This is a genomic window from Staphylococcus sp. HMSC071G07 (assembly GCF_001811435.1).
Lineage (GTDB): Bacteria > Bacillota > Bacilli > Staphylococcales > Staphylococcaceae > Staphylococcus > Staphylococcus pettenkoferi.
Genome location: NZ_KV804750.1, coordinates 24,902 through 39,502, shown reverse-complemented (window position 1 = coordinate 39,502; position 14,601 = coordinate 24,902). Strand labels below are relative to the sequence as shown.

Here is a 14,601-nt window from a genome sequence, read left to right as displayed (position 1 = left end):
TCTTAGTCATCTATTAAAGATGAGTACGTTTAATTAATTATTTAATGTTTTTGATTAATTCGTCAGCAAATGCTGAAGTAGAAACTTCTTCTGCACCTTCCATTAAACGTGCAAAGTCATAAGTTACTACTTTAGAAGCAATTGTAGTTTCAATAGCTTCTGTAATCTTATCAGCAGCTTCTTGCCATCCTAAGTGTTCAAGCATAAGTACGGCACTTAAGATTTCTGAAGAAGGGTTAACTTTGTTCATGTCAGCATATTTAGGTGCTGTACCATGAGTCGCTTCAAAGATCGCGTGACCTGTTTCATAGTTAATGTTTGCACCAGGTGCAATTCCGATACCGCCAACTTGAGCAGCAAGCGCGTCAGAAACGTAGTCACCATTTAAGTTCATAGTTGCTACTACGTCGTGATCAGCTGGACGAGTTAAGATTTGTTGTAAGAAGATGTCAGCAATTGAGTCTTTGATGATAATTTTACCATCTTTTTCAGCTTTTTCTTGTGCTTCGTTCGCTGCATCTTTACCGTCTTTCTCAACGATTTCATCGTATTGTTGCCAAGTGAATACTTTGTCGCCAAATTCGTTGTGTGCAAGATCGTAACCCCATTGTTTGAACGCACCTTCAGTGAATTTCATGATGTTACCTTTGTGTACTAAAGTCACTGATTTGCGGTTGTTTTCAATAGCGTAGTTGATTGCAGCACGTACGAGACGTTCTGTACCTTCTTTAGAAACAGGTTTCACACCGATACCTGAAGTTTCAGGGAAACGGATGTTTGAAACGCCCATTTCATTTTGTAAGAAGTCGATTAATTTTTTAACTTCTGGAGTTCCTTCTTTGTATTCGATACCTGCGTAGATATCTTCTGTATTTTCACGGAAGATAACCATATCAGTATCTTCAGGACGTTTAACTGGTGAAGGTACACCTTTGAACCATCTAACTGGACGTAAGCAAGTGAATAAGTCTAATTCTTGACGTAATGCAACGTTAAGTGAACGGATACCTCCACCGATTGGTGTAGTTAAAGGTCCTTTGATTGCGATAAGGTAATCTTTAATTGTGTCTAACGTTTCTTGTGGTAACCATTCGCCAGTTTCGTCATAAGCTTTTTGACCTGCTAATACTTCTTTCCATTCAATGCGTTTTTCGCCATTGTATGCTTTTTCAACTGCAGCATCGATTACACGACTTGCAGCTTTCCAAATATCTGGTCCAATACCGTCACCGATAATGAATGGAATGATTGGTTCGTTAGGTACGTTTAAACCATCTTTTTGTTTTACAATTTTGTCTCCTGCCATGAGTTAAACCTCCGCTTTTACTAGTTTTAGTATTGAGTCAATTATGCCTTACTGCAATTGAAGCGCTTAGTCACGTTCTTCAATTGGTAAGTAAGTACGATTTGTTTCACCAATGTATTGTGCACGTGGTCTGATGATACGGTTGTCTCTATATTGTTCTAACATGTGAGCAATCCAACCTGAAGTACGACTTACGGCAAAGATTGGTGTGAATAAATCGTGAGAAATGTTTAAGCTGTGATAAACAGTTGCACTATAGAAGTCAACATTAGGAATTAATCCTTTTTCTTCGTGCATTTTATCTGCGATTTTCACAGAGATATCGAAGAGTTGGCTTTGGCCTGTTTCTTCTGTAATCTTCTTACTCATTTCTTTCAAGTATTTCGCACGTGGGTCGCCATCTTTGTATACACGATGTCCGAAGCCCATGATTTTTTCTTTATTTTTAATTTTTTCATCAATATAGTCATCTACAGCGTCAACCGTCTTCACATCTGAAAGCATGTTCATAACACGTTCGTTTGCACCACCGTGTAAAGGTCCTTTTAATGAACCAACGGCAGCCACGATACCTGAATACATATCAGATAATGAAGAAACTGCACATCTTGCTGTGAATGCTGATGCGTTTAATTCGTGGTCAGCATGTAATACTAATGCTTTGTTAAATGCTTCAACTTCGATGTCTGTAGGCACTTCACCACGTAACATGTAAAGGAAGTTGCCTGCATAGCTTAAGTCTTTGTTAGGCATAACAGGTTCTTTACCTTCACGCACACGGGCAAACGCAGTAACAAGTGATGCAATCTTAGCTTGAATGCGGATTGCACGTTCAAATTTCTTATCTTCACCTTCGTCTTCAGCATCTGGATCGAAGTGTGCGATGTAAGATACTGAAGTTCTTAAAGCAGTCATCGGGTGAACATGATCTGCAGCGTATTCTTTGAAGTGGTTATAGACACTATCGTTGAGCGGCATATACTCATGTAACTTCTCTTTGAGTTCTTTAAGTTCTTGTTTATTAGGCAATTTGTAGTGCCATAATAAATAGATGATTTCTTCAAATTCTGCATTTTCAGCTAAATCATCAATATCATAGCCCGCATATGTTAATTGACTATCGATGATTGAGCTTACTTTTGTTTCAGCTGCGATAACCCCTTCTAGGCCTTTTTGTAATTCTGCCATGATAAATTCCCCTTTTCTCTTTCATAATGAAATGGCTTTCAACGTATATTATACCGAAATTCATGTAATTATGAAACCTTATAACTTAGTATGGTTGCTGATAACTAACAATAAAGTTGATATTATCTGATTCAACACATACGACTTTCCTTATACTTTACCCTTTTACGTCAAACTAAACGCATGCCATTCTTATATGAAATTATTGTGTTATTTCATTATGGTGTAGATCCATCATGAAGTTTGATATATCTATATTTTAAGGGTAAATCGCTTTCACATCAATTTTTCTATGCTTTTCAATTCTTTATCACTGTTAATAACAATATATGAACATTGTAGAGCAGTTTTACACTTATATACTAAAAATAATTGTCTTATCCTTAAAAAAGTATCATAATAGGTTTATTAAGATAAGTGAGTGTACGCTAGCCGCTACAACGAACTAGAGTGACCTTCGTATTGAGCGTTGTGAAACACCGGAATCGCTTTCACAATATTCAATCAACTTGATAGAAAATAAGTCACGTAGTTATTAGTTAGAAACGCACTCACTTCACTTTTAATAAAGGGGATCGTGTTATCACAATAAGTTAGTTTACAGCTAGATGAGTTATGACACTGATTTGTGATCACACATAGTAGTTGAGTTCCACACCTAATTTGGCTGCTATGAACAGATCAAAGAAATCCAACAAAGGAGTAATAATCATGGCAAAACAACAATTACAGCGAGAATTAAGTAGCCGCCATGTCCAGCTCATTGCCATCGGTGGCGCAATCGGTACAGGTTTATTCTTAGGTGCTGGACAAACGATCCACCTCACTGGGCCATCAATCCTATTAACATATATCATCATAGGATTTATGCTCTTCATGTTTATGAGAGGTTTGGGGGAAATATTAGTCGCGAATACAGGATTTAAATCTTTTGCAGATGTAACTGCACATTACTTAGGACCTTTCGCGGGATTCGTCACTGGATGGACTTACTGGCTTAGCTGGGTCATCACAGGTATGGCAGAAGTTACAGCAGTAGCGAAATACGTGAGTTATTGGTTCCCAGAAATACCCAACTGGGTTACTGCATTATTCTGTGTACTCTTCCTGATGTTTCTCAACTTACTCAGTGCTAAGTTATTTGGTGAGTTAGAATTCTGGTTTGCAATCATTAAAGTAGTAACGATTATTGCTTTAATCGTCATCGGTATAGTAATGATTGTTTTTGCGTTTAAAACACCGTTCGGACACGCGTCACTATCAAATATTTACAAACACGGTTTCTTCTCAGATGGGCTCAACGGTTTTATGATGTCCTTCCAAATGGCAACTTTCTCATTTGTAGGTATTGAGTTAATCGGTGTGACAGCTGGTGAGACGAAAGATCCAAAGACAATTATTCCGAAAGCTATCAATAGCGTGCCTTTACGTATCCTTGTATTCTACGTAGGTGCCTTAGCCGTTATTATGTCAATCATTCCTTGGACACAAATCAATCCAGATGACAGTCCTTTCGTTAAATTATTTGCGTTAATCGGTATACCATTTGCTGCGGGTATCATTAACTTTGTCGTACTTACTGCTGCTGCTTCATCTTGTAACAGTGGTATCTTTTCAAATAGTCGTATGCTCTTCGGTTTATCTAAAAAGGAACAAGCACCGCCTATCTTTGAAAGTACGAATAAAAACGGTGTTCCACATATGGGTATCATCGTATCATCAGCATTACTCTTTATCGCAGCATTTTTAAACTACGTTATTCCGAACTCAACGTTAGTGTTTACGTACGTAACAACACTTTCTACAGTACTATTTATCATTGTTTGGATGCTGATTACACTCGCGTATATTAAGTATCATCATGATAATCCTGAAAGTCATAAGAAAGCGAAATATAAATTACCTGGTGGAAAATACATGGGTTATATTATACTCGTATTCTTCCTTGTCATCTTCGCCCTCTTATTCGTCAATCAAGAAACAAGAATCGGAATCTATATTACACCAATTTGGTTCATTATCTTAATCTTGATGTACTTACGTTATAAGAAAGTAACAAAACAGAGCTAAGTAAACGAAGAAGATGATTCTATACACTAGTTTAATTTGAATATCTATCAAATTAATGTTGCCTGACTGCATCTACTCATGTGGTCAGGCTTTCTTATATCTTAAATAAGCGAAATATAAGTTCTTGAAATGTACACTTCATATTCTAACCATATCATAAGAAAAAGTAGGACAAGGAATAAATTCATTCCCTGTCCTACTCTCATTTTACCTATAGCTACAAACGCTTTAACTGTAAATTAAAGCACGTTTGCGTAACCTTCGAAGATCTTACCTTGGTTTGCATCTACTGTTACTAAAGCGCCCTCTTCAAATTCGTTAATTGCATTGTCAACACCTACAACTGTCGGAATACCTTTCTCGAGACCGATAATCGCACTTGGAGAAGTAATACCGCTTTCTTCAGTAACTAAGCCCACTGCCTCTTCAATGTAAGGGATGATAGACTCATCAACTGAAGTCGTTACGATAACGGCATCAGATAAGTCTTTACCTTCTAAGTCACGGGCGTCTTTCGCGATCACTGTATGACCTACAACTGAGTTACGACCTACACCTGTACCGTTTGCGAGTTCGTCACCTACTAAGTGAAGTTTCATCATGTTTGTCGTACCTGGTTCACCTGTTGGAACACCTGCAGTGATGATGATGAGGTCACCATTCTGAACACGCTCAGTTTCTACAGCAGTCGCAACTGCATTGTTGAGCAAGGCGTCTGTAGTCTTACGTCCTTCTTTAACGACTGGGTGGATACCCCAGACAATCGCACATTGACGTGCTGTTTCAGGATGTGGTGTTACTGCGATGATATCAGAGTGTGGACGATATTTAGAAATTGTGCGTGCAGTAGAACCACTTTCTGTTGCTGCAACGATTGCTTTGACATTTAAGTTTAAAGCAGTATGCGCTACAGATACCCCAATCGCATTCACGAGTGAAGTTTGAACGAGATTTGTACGGTCAGATAATAGCTTTCTATAATCTTGTGCGCCTTCAGCAGAAACTGCGATATTACGCATCGTTTTCACTGCTTCTTCTGGATATTGTCCTGCAGCTGTTTCACCTGAAAGCATAACTGCATCTGTACCATCGTAAATAGCGTTAGCTACGTCACTGGCTTCGGCACGTGTCGCACGAGGATTGTGTTGCATAGAATCTAACATTTGAGTCGCTGTAATAACTGGTTTACCAAGTTTATTACATTGTCTAATTAAATCTTTTTGAACCATTGGTACGGATTCAGGTGGAATTTCAACACCCATGTCACCACGCGCAACCATGAGGCCATCTGATACTTGAAGAATCTCTTTAATGTTGTCGATACCTTCTTGGTTCTCAATCTTAGGAATGATACTGATTGTGTCACAATTCTCTTCTTCAAGAATCTTGCGAATGTCTAATACATCACTTGGGCGACGTACGAAACTAGCAGCGATGAAATCGATACCTTGTTCAATACCGAAGTGAATATCATTCGCATCTTTATCTGTAATACCAGGGAGGTTCACTTTCACTCCTGGTAGGTTCACACCTTTTTTATTTTTCAATTCGCCTGTGTTAAGTACGTCACAGAGCACTTCGCCTTTTTCTTTGTCAATACTTTTAACTTGTAGTTCGATAAGACCATCGTCGAGTAGAATGTAAGAACCTTCATCCACGTCATCAATGAGATGATCATATGTCACAGAAATCTTGTCAGGTGTACCTTCAACTTCTGTCATGCTCACAACAACTTCTGAGCCTTTCTCAAGTTCAATCACACCATCTTTCATGTTGTGAGTACGAATTTCAGGTCCTTTTGTATCAAGTAGGATACCTACCGTCTTGTTTAAGCGTTTCGCAACTTTACGAATCGTATCGATACGTGCTTTATGCTCATCATGATCACCATGTGAAAAGTTTAAGCGTGCAACGTTCATGCCGGCTTTCATCAACTTTTCAATCATTTCTTCAGATTCTGAAGCTGGACCAATTGTACAAACAATCTTTGTCTTTCTCATTATTAAATGACCTCCTGTTTCTCTATATAGAAAGTTCTTTCGTTAATTTAAACATATTATAGTCAAACTCATGTTTATTATTTCTAAAGATTTCTTCAAATGGTGTAGAAGTGAGTGCATTATTTCTAATACCGACACCAAGTGCTGTTTTACCATCTAGCAATAATTCAACTGCATAGCCACCGAGTCGTGATGCTAAGACACGATCCTGTCCTGATGGACTACCGCCGCGCTGAATGTGTCCGAGTACAGATACACGTGCATCAACATTGATGTATTTCAATAATTCTTTTGAACATTCTTCACCAGACATACAACCTTCAGCAACCATGATGATTGAATGTTTCTTACCTCTTTTAATACCGTTCTCAATACGTTCTGCAATTTCTTTAATATCTGTATCCACTTCTGGTAAGATGATTGTTTCTGCGCCGACTGAGAGACCTGCCCATAGCGCAAGGTCACCGCAGTCTCTACCCATCACTTCAATGATAAAAGTACGGGCGTGACTGGACGCAGTATCACGAATCTTGTCGACAGACTCAATAATTGTATTGAGCGCTGTATCAAAACCAATAGTGAAATCTGTACCATTGATGTCATTGTCAATCGTACCTGGCACACCAATCGTTTGAATGTCTTTACATTCCTCACTGATACGTTGCGCGCCACGGTAACTACCATCGCCACCGATGACTACTAGTCCTTCTATACCCCTTTTACGTAGGTTCTCAATCCCTCGTTGACGAACACTTTCTTCTTTAAACTCTGGACAGCGTGCTGAATAGAGGAACGTTCCTCCACGTTGGATTGTATCCCCTACTGCACCTAAATCAAGTTGATGAATATCATCATTGATTAATCCCTGATATCCATGGTAAATTCCGTAAACTTCAATATCATTATAAATTGCTGTTCGAACAACTGCTCGGACAGCTGCGTTCATACCGGGTGAATCTCCGCCGCTCGTTAAGACTGCAATTTTTTTCATGACGATTTACCTTTCTTACTTAGAATTCATAGTTTTAAAATACCATAAAAAAGGCTCTAAAGCTATTAATATAGGGCTTTATGAGCGATGAAAACGTTTAAGGTTATACTAATTCAATTCAATGATGAAGTATGTCATATTATATCGATAAGATGATGCTATTGGTATGTCATAATCAAAGTTAAGCGCTAACAGCTATGCTAAAACATGTTTTTTAGTAATAAAGTAAATATAAGACAACAAACCCGCAAATGAAAATCTGTAATCATTTGCGGGGAGTTCAAATGTGAGTTGGACTCACTTATAAAATTTTAAAACTAAGCTTAGCCTTCGTTCACTTCACCAATACATCTAAACTTGTCATAACGCTGATCGAGCAATGCATCTTGGTCAAGAGATTGTAAATCAGCAAGTTGTTGTTCAAATACAGCTTTAATGCGTTCAGCTTGTTGCTCAACGTCTTTATGTGCACCGCCTAATGGTTCATGGATAATCTCATCAGCAATACCTAATTGGTGTAAATCATCAGCAGTAATCTTCATCGTTTCAGCAGCAATCTTCGCTAAACTGCTATCTTTCCATAAAATACCTGCTGCACCTTCAGGAGAGATGACTGAATACGTGCTATTCTCTAACATGAGCACACGGTTGGCAATACCTAGACCTAAGGCACCACCACTACCACCTTCGCCAATGACGATGGAAATCACAGGTACAGACAATGAAGCCATCTCAATAAGATTACGTGCAATAGACTCACTTTGTCCACGTTCTTCAGCTGCTTTACCTGGGTATGCCCCTTTGGTATCGATAAACGTAAAGATTGGACGGCCGAATTTCTCGGCTTGTTTCATTAAGCGTAAAGCTTTACGGTACCCTTCTGGATGAGCCATACCGAAGTTGCGATAAATATTATCTTTCGTATCTTTCCCTCGTTGTTGACCTACAACAGTCACAGCTTGTCCATTCAAATAGCCAATTCCGCCAATCATAGCTGGATCATCGCGGAAAGTACGATCACCGTGGAGTTCGATGAAAGAGTCAAAGATATATGGAATGTAATCAAGAGATGTTGGGCGCTCTTGTAAACGTGCGAGTTGTACGCGGTCCCATGGCTTGAGATTCGTGTAAACCTTTTGCGTTTCACGGTCGAGTGACGCTTCAAGCATATCGATTTCTTCTTGAAGGTCGACATCATTTTTCTCTTGTGATTCTTTTAAGGACTCAATTTTACTTTTAATCTCAAAGAGCGGTTTCTCGAAATCAAGCATTCTCATTCACCTCTTGATGCATTTTTAATAAATTAGCCAACGTATTGCGCATATCTTTACGATGCACAACTTTATCGAGTTGACCATGTTCGAGTAAGAACTCAGAAGTTTGGAAGTCATCTGGCAATTTCTCATTAATCGTCTGTTCGATTACACGACGACCAGCAAAGCCGATGAGTGCTTTAGGTTCACTGATATTGATATCGCCTACTGAAGCGAAACTTGCAGAAACGCCTCCTGTTGTAGGATTAGTAATATAAGAAATGTAGAGTAAACCTGCATCCATATGGCGTTTCAAGGAGACGCTCGTCTTACCCATTTGCATGAGTGAAATAATTCCTTCTTGCATTCGTGCACCACCACTTGCTGAGAAGAGGATAAATGGAAGACGTTCTTTCGTACAATGTTCAATAATACGACAGATCTTCTCACCTACGACAGAGCCCATGCTGCCCATACGGAAGCGTGAATCCATGACTGCTACGCCATATTCAATACCTTCAAGTTGTGCCGTACCTGTTACGACAGCTTCATTCAAGCCAGTCTTCTTCTGGTCTTTCTGTACTTTCTCTTCATAACTTGGAAAATCGAGTGGATTCGCTGACGTCATCCCTTTATCAAATTCTTCGAACGTCCCCTCATCAGCAATCGCATTGATACGATCATGTGCCGTGAGGATAAGATGGTGGTCACAGTTGAAACAAACGTTCAAATTCTCAGCTAGTTCTTTCGTATACATAATCTTTTTACATTTTGGGCATTTCGTCATGATTCCAGCTGGGACTTCATTCTGTTTTGAGTCCGATACTGTCACGTATTTTTTCTTTTTACTGCTTCTGTTAAAAAAGTCTTTAAACATCAGTAAACCTCCAATTGCCATATGGTAGTAGCTACATGTAGATTTCAAAGAGCATCCTACACTGCAATACTCTTAGTTTAAATTAAATTCGGTGAATGAACCTGCATCGGCTATCATCGAGTCAATTATCTCTTGCATTAGAAGTGCGAATACATCAACTATATCTCTACAATGGTTCACATCTTCTTACGTAGCTAAGTAAAATATGTATTAGGAAGTTAGGCGTTGAACTCTATACGTTCAACCCTAACTTACAAGTTCTCATTTATCGATCATTGAGATCCGTTAATTTCATGGTTTTATCATAAACATCTTGTGGATCAATTTCAATACGTGCTACACCAGAATCCATTGCCGCACGTGCTACTTCACGCGCAACAGATGGTGCGACACGAGAATCAAACGGACCCGGAATACAATAATCTGGATCGAGTTCGTCTGAATCAATGAGATTTGCAATCGCTTCAACCGCAGCTTGCTTCATTTCTTCATTGATGTGTGTCGCTTCTACGTCGAGTGCCCCTCTGAAGATACCAGGGAATGCAAGCACGTTGTTGATTTGGTTTGGATTATCAGAACGACCTATACCAATTACTTTAGCTCCAGCTTCTTTCGCTTCATCAGGATTAATCTCAGGGTTAGGGTTAGCCATCGCAAAGATGATAGGGTCATCTGCCATAGAACGTACCATGTCTTGCGTTAAAATATCGGCAACACTCACACCGATAAAGACATCTGCATCTTGAATTACTTCTTCAAGATCGCCTTCTGTTTTATCACGATTGGTCCATTTCGCCACTTGTTCTTTCGTTTCATTCATACCGTGGCGACGACCTTCATAAATCGCCCCTTTAGAATCGCACATAATCATATCACGAATACCATAGGAATATAATAATTTTACTATAGCAATACCTGCAGCACCAGCACCATTTAAGACAACTTTAATATCTGACATGTCTTTATCTACGATGCGTAGCGCATTGATAAGCCCTGCTACAGTGACAATAGCTGTACCGTGTTGGTCATCATGAAATACTGGAATGTTCGTTTCTTTCTTAAGACGCTCTTCAATCTCGAAGCAACGTGGTGCTGAAATATCTTCTAAATTGATACCACCGTAGTTAGGTTCTAATAATTTCACAGTATTAACAATTTCATCTGTATCTGTGGTCTTGAGTGAAATAGGCACGCCATCGATACCAGAGAAACTCTTGAATAAGACTGCTTTCCCTTCCATAACAGGTATACTTGCTTCTGCACCGATGTTGCCTAAACCTAATACTGCTGTACCATCACTGACTACAGCTACTGTATTACGTTTCATAGTATACTCGAATACCTTACGAGGGTCTTCATGAATTTCTTTACAAGGTTCAGCTACACCTGGAGAATAAGCTAAACTCAGTTCGTCTTTGTTTGTCACCTTAACTTTAGGTGCAACTTCGAGTTTACCTTGATTTCTTCTGTGCATCTCTAATGCTTCATCTCTTAAAGTCATTTGAACACTCCTTTATCTAGCTATTCCAAGTTAACCATCAATATACACTTTTATTACATAACTATCCAGAAATTGACATGCTTCTCTTCTTAAGTGATGTAATAAAAATGTATAGTGAGGCGTTTAATTCAACTACTCAGTACCATAAAAACTGATGGCTGCTCATTGCGAACCATCAGTTAACTATATCATACCTCTTACAGTGATTAAAGTTATACAATTCTTACATCCCGTGGCGAGAACAACTCGAGAAAGGCTTGAATACTCTCCCTGTTACGCTCAATGACACCAATCGGTTCTATCTGTTGCTGTGCTTGATTGTAATAATAAACGGGTAAATCGCGTTCTGTTTCTTGTTGCTTAAGTAACGATTTCTGAGACACATTTTGTAGCGGTTGCCGTACCACGAGATATTTCGCTTGCTTCATCTTTTGTGCTTCAAATTGCTCCACTGACATTAAATCATTGACGATGAGCTGTAACTTGTCGTTACGCGTTTCGTATTTACCATAACAGATCATCGGTTTGTCATCTTGTAAATCTAACTCGTATCTCTTATAGACATTCGGAAAGAGCACACCGTCTAACGTATCTCTACCATCATTCAAAGTCACAAAGGCCATATTTTGACCTTTTTTAGTACGGATTCGTTTAACCTCATCTATTTGAATGAGCAACGGTTGGTTATCCTTACTGTTCGCAATTTGGAACATGCCGTATTGTTGCTTTTTCTCGAAAAGTTTCTCCATTGGATGTTTCGTAATGTAAAATCCTAGATATTCTCGTTCATAATCACTTAAGACATTGTCTGGCAATTCTTCTTTCTCTTCGATATTCACTTTAGGAGTGAGCGCTTCAAAAATAAAGCCATCTTGTTCAACATCACTAACATCATCTAGCACTTCATCAATTGAATGGAGTAATGTGGCCCGATTAAGACCAAAGTGATCAAAAGCACCTACCAGAATTAACGCTTCAAGTGTCGAGCGTGTCTTCACACGTTTAGGTAAACGTCTCGCAAAGTCAAAGAAATCTTTAAATGGACCATTGGCCTTACGCTCATCCACAATGGATTTCACACTTTGATACCCTACTCTTTTAATCGCGCCTAAAGATAAATAGATTCCTTTCGGCGTCGCGCGATAGAACCAATAACTTTCGTTGATATTAGGCGGCAGAATTGGAATAGCTTGGTGTTTCGCTTCATCAATCATCATCTTCGTCTTCTGACCACCGCCAATGGCATTCGTTAATATATTGGCAAAGAAATATTGCGGATAATGGACTTTAAGATAAGCCATGATATAAGCAATTTTTGAGTAGCTGACAGCATGCGCACGTGCGAAGCCATAATTTGCAAATTTCAAAATCAGGTCGAATATTTGAGTGCTTACACTATCATCATAACCATTGGAACGGGCACCTTCGATAAAGTGTTGACGCTCACTTTCAAGCACCGATAATTTCTTTTTACTCATCGCTCGACGTAAGATATCCGCTTCACCATACCCGAAATTAGCAAAGCGATTAGCTATTTGCATAATCTGCTCTTGGTAAATAATAACCCCATAAGTATTCTGAAGAATGGGTTTCAAGTCAGGATGAATATACGCCACTTTAGAAGGATCATGACGACGGGCAATATAAGTCGGTATCTCTTCCATTGGGCCTGGACGATACAATGACGTCACAGCTACGATATCTTCGAAATGTTGCGGTTTCAACCGCTTCAATACATTGCGAATACCCTCTGATTCGAGTTGGAAGATACCTGTCGTATTGCCTTGAGATAATAATTTAAAAACTTTAGGGTCGTCGAATGGTATATGTTCAATATCTATGTGTTTTTTATGATGATACGCCACTTGTTTAATAATTTGATGAATAATAGATAGGTTTCTAAGTCCAAGAAAGTCAATCTTTAACAGTCCTAGGCGTTCATCTTCAGTCATTGTCCATTGTGTTAGGACGCCATTATCCCCCATAACGAGTGGTACATAATGATGTAATGGATGATTATTAATAATGATACCTGCCGCATGAGTTGAAGTATGACGTGGCAAACCTTCTAACTTTTTACTAATCTCAAACCATTTCTCATGGCGATAGTTTCTATGAATAAAGGCTTGGAATCGCTTGCCTTGTGACGCTTCCTCTAACGTAATCCCATGCTTATGTGGAATTAATGAGGAAATTTCGTTTAAAGTGATATCATCAAAGCCCATTATTCGACCCACATCTCGCGCTACAGCACGTGCTTGTAAATGTCCAAAAGTCACAATACCTGCAACATGTGAGTCACCATATTTCTCTTGCACGTAAGAAATGACGCGCTCACGTTTCGTATCCTCGAAGTCGATATCAATATCCGGCATCGTTACCCTCTCTGGGTTGAGGAAACGTTCAAAAAGTAAATCGAATTCCAATGGATCGACTGTGGTGATATTTAATAAATAACTGACGAGAGAACCGGCTGCTGATCCACGACCAGGACCTACCATGACGTCATGCGTCTTTGCATAATGAATTAAGTCACTGACGATTAAGAAGTAATCTTCAAATCCCATCGTAGTAATGATGTCGTATTCATGTTTCAAACGTGTTTCGTATTGCTCAGTAGCTAGACCTTTATCCTGTAAACCTTGTTGGAGAAGTTGCCAGAGATAACCTTTCGAACTGCTGCCATCTGGTGTATCGAATTTAGGAAGTAAAGATTGATGATACTCAATTTCAGCATGACATTGCTCTACTACCTCTTGCGTGTGCTGCCAAATACTGTCATCTAACGCCAATGCTTTAAGCTCTTCTCGTTGATAGAAGTGTTGATCTAAATCTTGCGTTTCTTTCACTAAATCTAACTGCGTATTATCTCTAATCGCGTGTAAGGCGGGAATCGTATCCGCATCCACTTTATCTAGGTAATACGCACTTTGCATCCACACTCGAGGTATATCATTAAGCGGTTCACTTTCATGATTGAGATAGACAGTCGCTTTCTCTGCGATAGCGTTTACTAGTGAGTGATCATTGCCTGATACCTTTTTAAAAATAACAATCAGATGTTCGCACTTATCCAATAACCAATCTGTCGGCATCTCTTCCCTCGACTCAAGTTGCATATCAGAAGACAGTTGATATAAATCTTCTAACCCTTGATTATCTCGTGCTAGCAAGACAGTTTCTGCAGTATCCAAATTGTCGGTGAGATGCGTGGTCATACCGAAAATAGGTTTGATACCCGCTTCCTTACAAGCATCATAGAACTGAGGATAGCCATAGAGTACGTTCGTATCCGTAATTGCGAGCGCCTCATAACCCTCGTCAGCCGCTTTATTTACCACATCTTTAATACGTAGACTTGAGTGAAGTAAATCATATGATGTATGAATATTGAGATGTGCTACCATCAGTTCTC

At 39.1% G+C, this 14,601-nt stretch carries 9 protein-coding genes; 1 reads left to right on the top strand and 8 read right to left on the bottom strand.

The features are described 5' to 3' along the window. Window positions 1-37: 37 nt before the first annotated feature. The gene (gene icd, locus HMPREF2802_RS00200) at window positions 38-1,306 is read right to left on the bottom strand and encodes an NADP-dependent isocitrate dehydrogenase (protein ID WP_049407370.1); all 1,269 of its coding nucleotides are present in this window, start codon (window positions 1,304-1,306) and stop codon (window positions 38-40) included. 66 nt (window positions 1,307-1,372) lie between these two features. Continuing rightward, complete coding sequence (locus tag HMPREF2802_RS00195; protein ID WP_070502383.1) at window positions 1,373-2,494, bottom strand: citrate synthase; 1,122 nt, start codon at window positions 2,492-2,494, stop codon at window positions 1,373-1,375. A gap of 711 nt (window positions 2,495-3,205) precedes the next feature. On the opposite strand from HMPREF2802_RS00195, the gene HMPREF2802_RS00190 reads away from it, so the two are divergent. After that, entirely contained in the window at window positions 3,206-4,564 is a 1,359-nt protein-coding gene (locus tag HMPREF2802_RS00190; RefSeq protein ID WP_002471205.1) for an amino acid permease, read from the top strand. A gap of 239 nt (window positions 4,565-4,803) precedes the next feature. On the opposite strand, the gene pyk is transcribed toward HMPREF2802_RS00190, so the two are convergent. From pyk to HMPREF2802_RS00160, 6 genes are all read right to left on the bottom strand, one after another. Beyond that, on the bottom strand, window positions 4,804-6,564 hold the full coding sequence (gene pyk / locus HMPREF2802_RS00185) for a pyruvate kinase (protein WP_070502382.1): 1,761 nt from the start codon (window positions 6,562-6,564) through the stop codon (window positions 4,804-4,806). Window positions 6,565-6,586: 22 nt separating this feature from the next. Continuing rightward, on the bottom strand, window positions 6,587-7,555 hold the full coding sequence (pfkA, locus tag HMPREF2802_RS00180; protein ID WP_049411358.1) for a 6-phosphofructokinase: 969 nt from the start codon (window positions 7,553-7,555) through the stop codon (window positions 6,587-6,589). 323 nt (window positions 7,556-7,878) lie between these two features. Then, window positions 7,879-8,826 carry an acetyl-CoA carboxylase carboxyltransferase subunit alpha gene (locus HMPREF2802_RS00175; RefSeq protein ID WP_070502381.1) on the bottom strand — a complete coding sequence of 316 codons (948 nt, stop codon included), beginning with the start codon at window positions 8,824-8,826 and terminating at the stop codon, window positions 7,879-7,881. Next, complete coding sequence (accD, locus tag HMPREF2802_RS00170; RefSeq protein ID WP_002471215.1) at window positions 8,819-9,685, bottom strand: acetyl-CoA carboxylase, carboxyltransferase subunit beta; 867 nt, start codon at window positions 9,683-9,685, stop codon at window positions 8,819-8,821. The genes HMPREF2802_RS00175 and accD overlap by 8 nt, the downstream gene beginning before the upstream one ends. A gap of 265 nt (window positions 9,686-9,950) precedes the next feature. Then, complete coding sequence (locus HMPREF2802_RS00165; RefSeq protein WP_070502380.1) at window positions 9,951-11,186, bottom strand: NADP-dependent malic enzyme; 1,236 nt, start codon at window positions 11,184-11,186, stop codon at window positions 9,951-9,953. Window positions 11,187-11,398: 212 nt separating this feature from the next. Further along, on the bottom strand, window positions 11,399-14,593 hold the full coding sequence (locus HMPREF2802_RS00160) for a DNA polymerase III subunit alpha (RefSeq protein ID WP_070502379.1): 3,195 nt from the start codon (window positions 14,591-14,593) through the stop codon (window positions 11,399-11,401). Window positions 14,594-14,601: the final 8 nt, after the last annotated feature.

What these genes read in the sequence shown, in the direction of transcription:
- icd (WP_049407370.1), bottom strand. Translation starts at nt 1,306, where the DNA reads ATGGCAGGAGACAAAATTGTAAAACAAAAAGATGGTTTAAACGTACCT.
- HMPREF2802_RS00195 (WP_070502383.1), bottom strand. Translation starts at nt 2,494, where the DNA reads ATGGCAGAATTACAAAAAGGCCTAGAAGGGGTTATCGCAGCTGAAACA.
- HMPREF2802_RS00190 (WP_002471205.1), top strand. Translation starts at nt 3,206, where the DNA reads ATGGCAAAACAACAATTACAGCGAGAATTAAGTAGCCGCCATGTCCAG.
- pyk (WP_070502382.1), bottom strand. Translation starts at nt 6,564, where the DNA reads ATGAGAAAGACAAAGATTGTTTGTACAATTGGTCCAGCTTCAGAATCT.
- pfkA (WP_049411358.1), bottom strand. Translation starts at nt 7,555, where the DNA reads ATGAAAAAAATTGCAGTCTTAACGAGCGGCGGAGATTCACCCGGTATG.
- HMPREF2802_RS00175 (WP_070502381.1), bottom strand. Translation starts at nt 8,826, where the DNA reads ATGCTTGATTTCGAGAAACCGCTCTTTGAGATTAAAAGTAAAATTGAG.
- accD (WP_002471215.1), bottom strand. Translation starts at nt 9,685, where the DNA reads ATGTTTAAAGACTTTTTTAACAGAAGCAGTAAAAAGAAAAAATACGTG.
- HMPREF2802_RS00165 (WP_070502380.1), bottom strand. Translation starts at nt 11,186, where the DNA reads ATGACTTTAAGAGATGAAGCATTAGAGATGCACAGAAGAAATCAAGGT.
- HMPREF2802_RS00160 (WP_070502379.1), bottom strand. Translation starts at nt 14,593, where the DNA reads ATGGTAGCACATCTCAATATTCATACATCATATGATTTACTTCACTCA.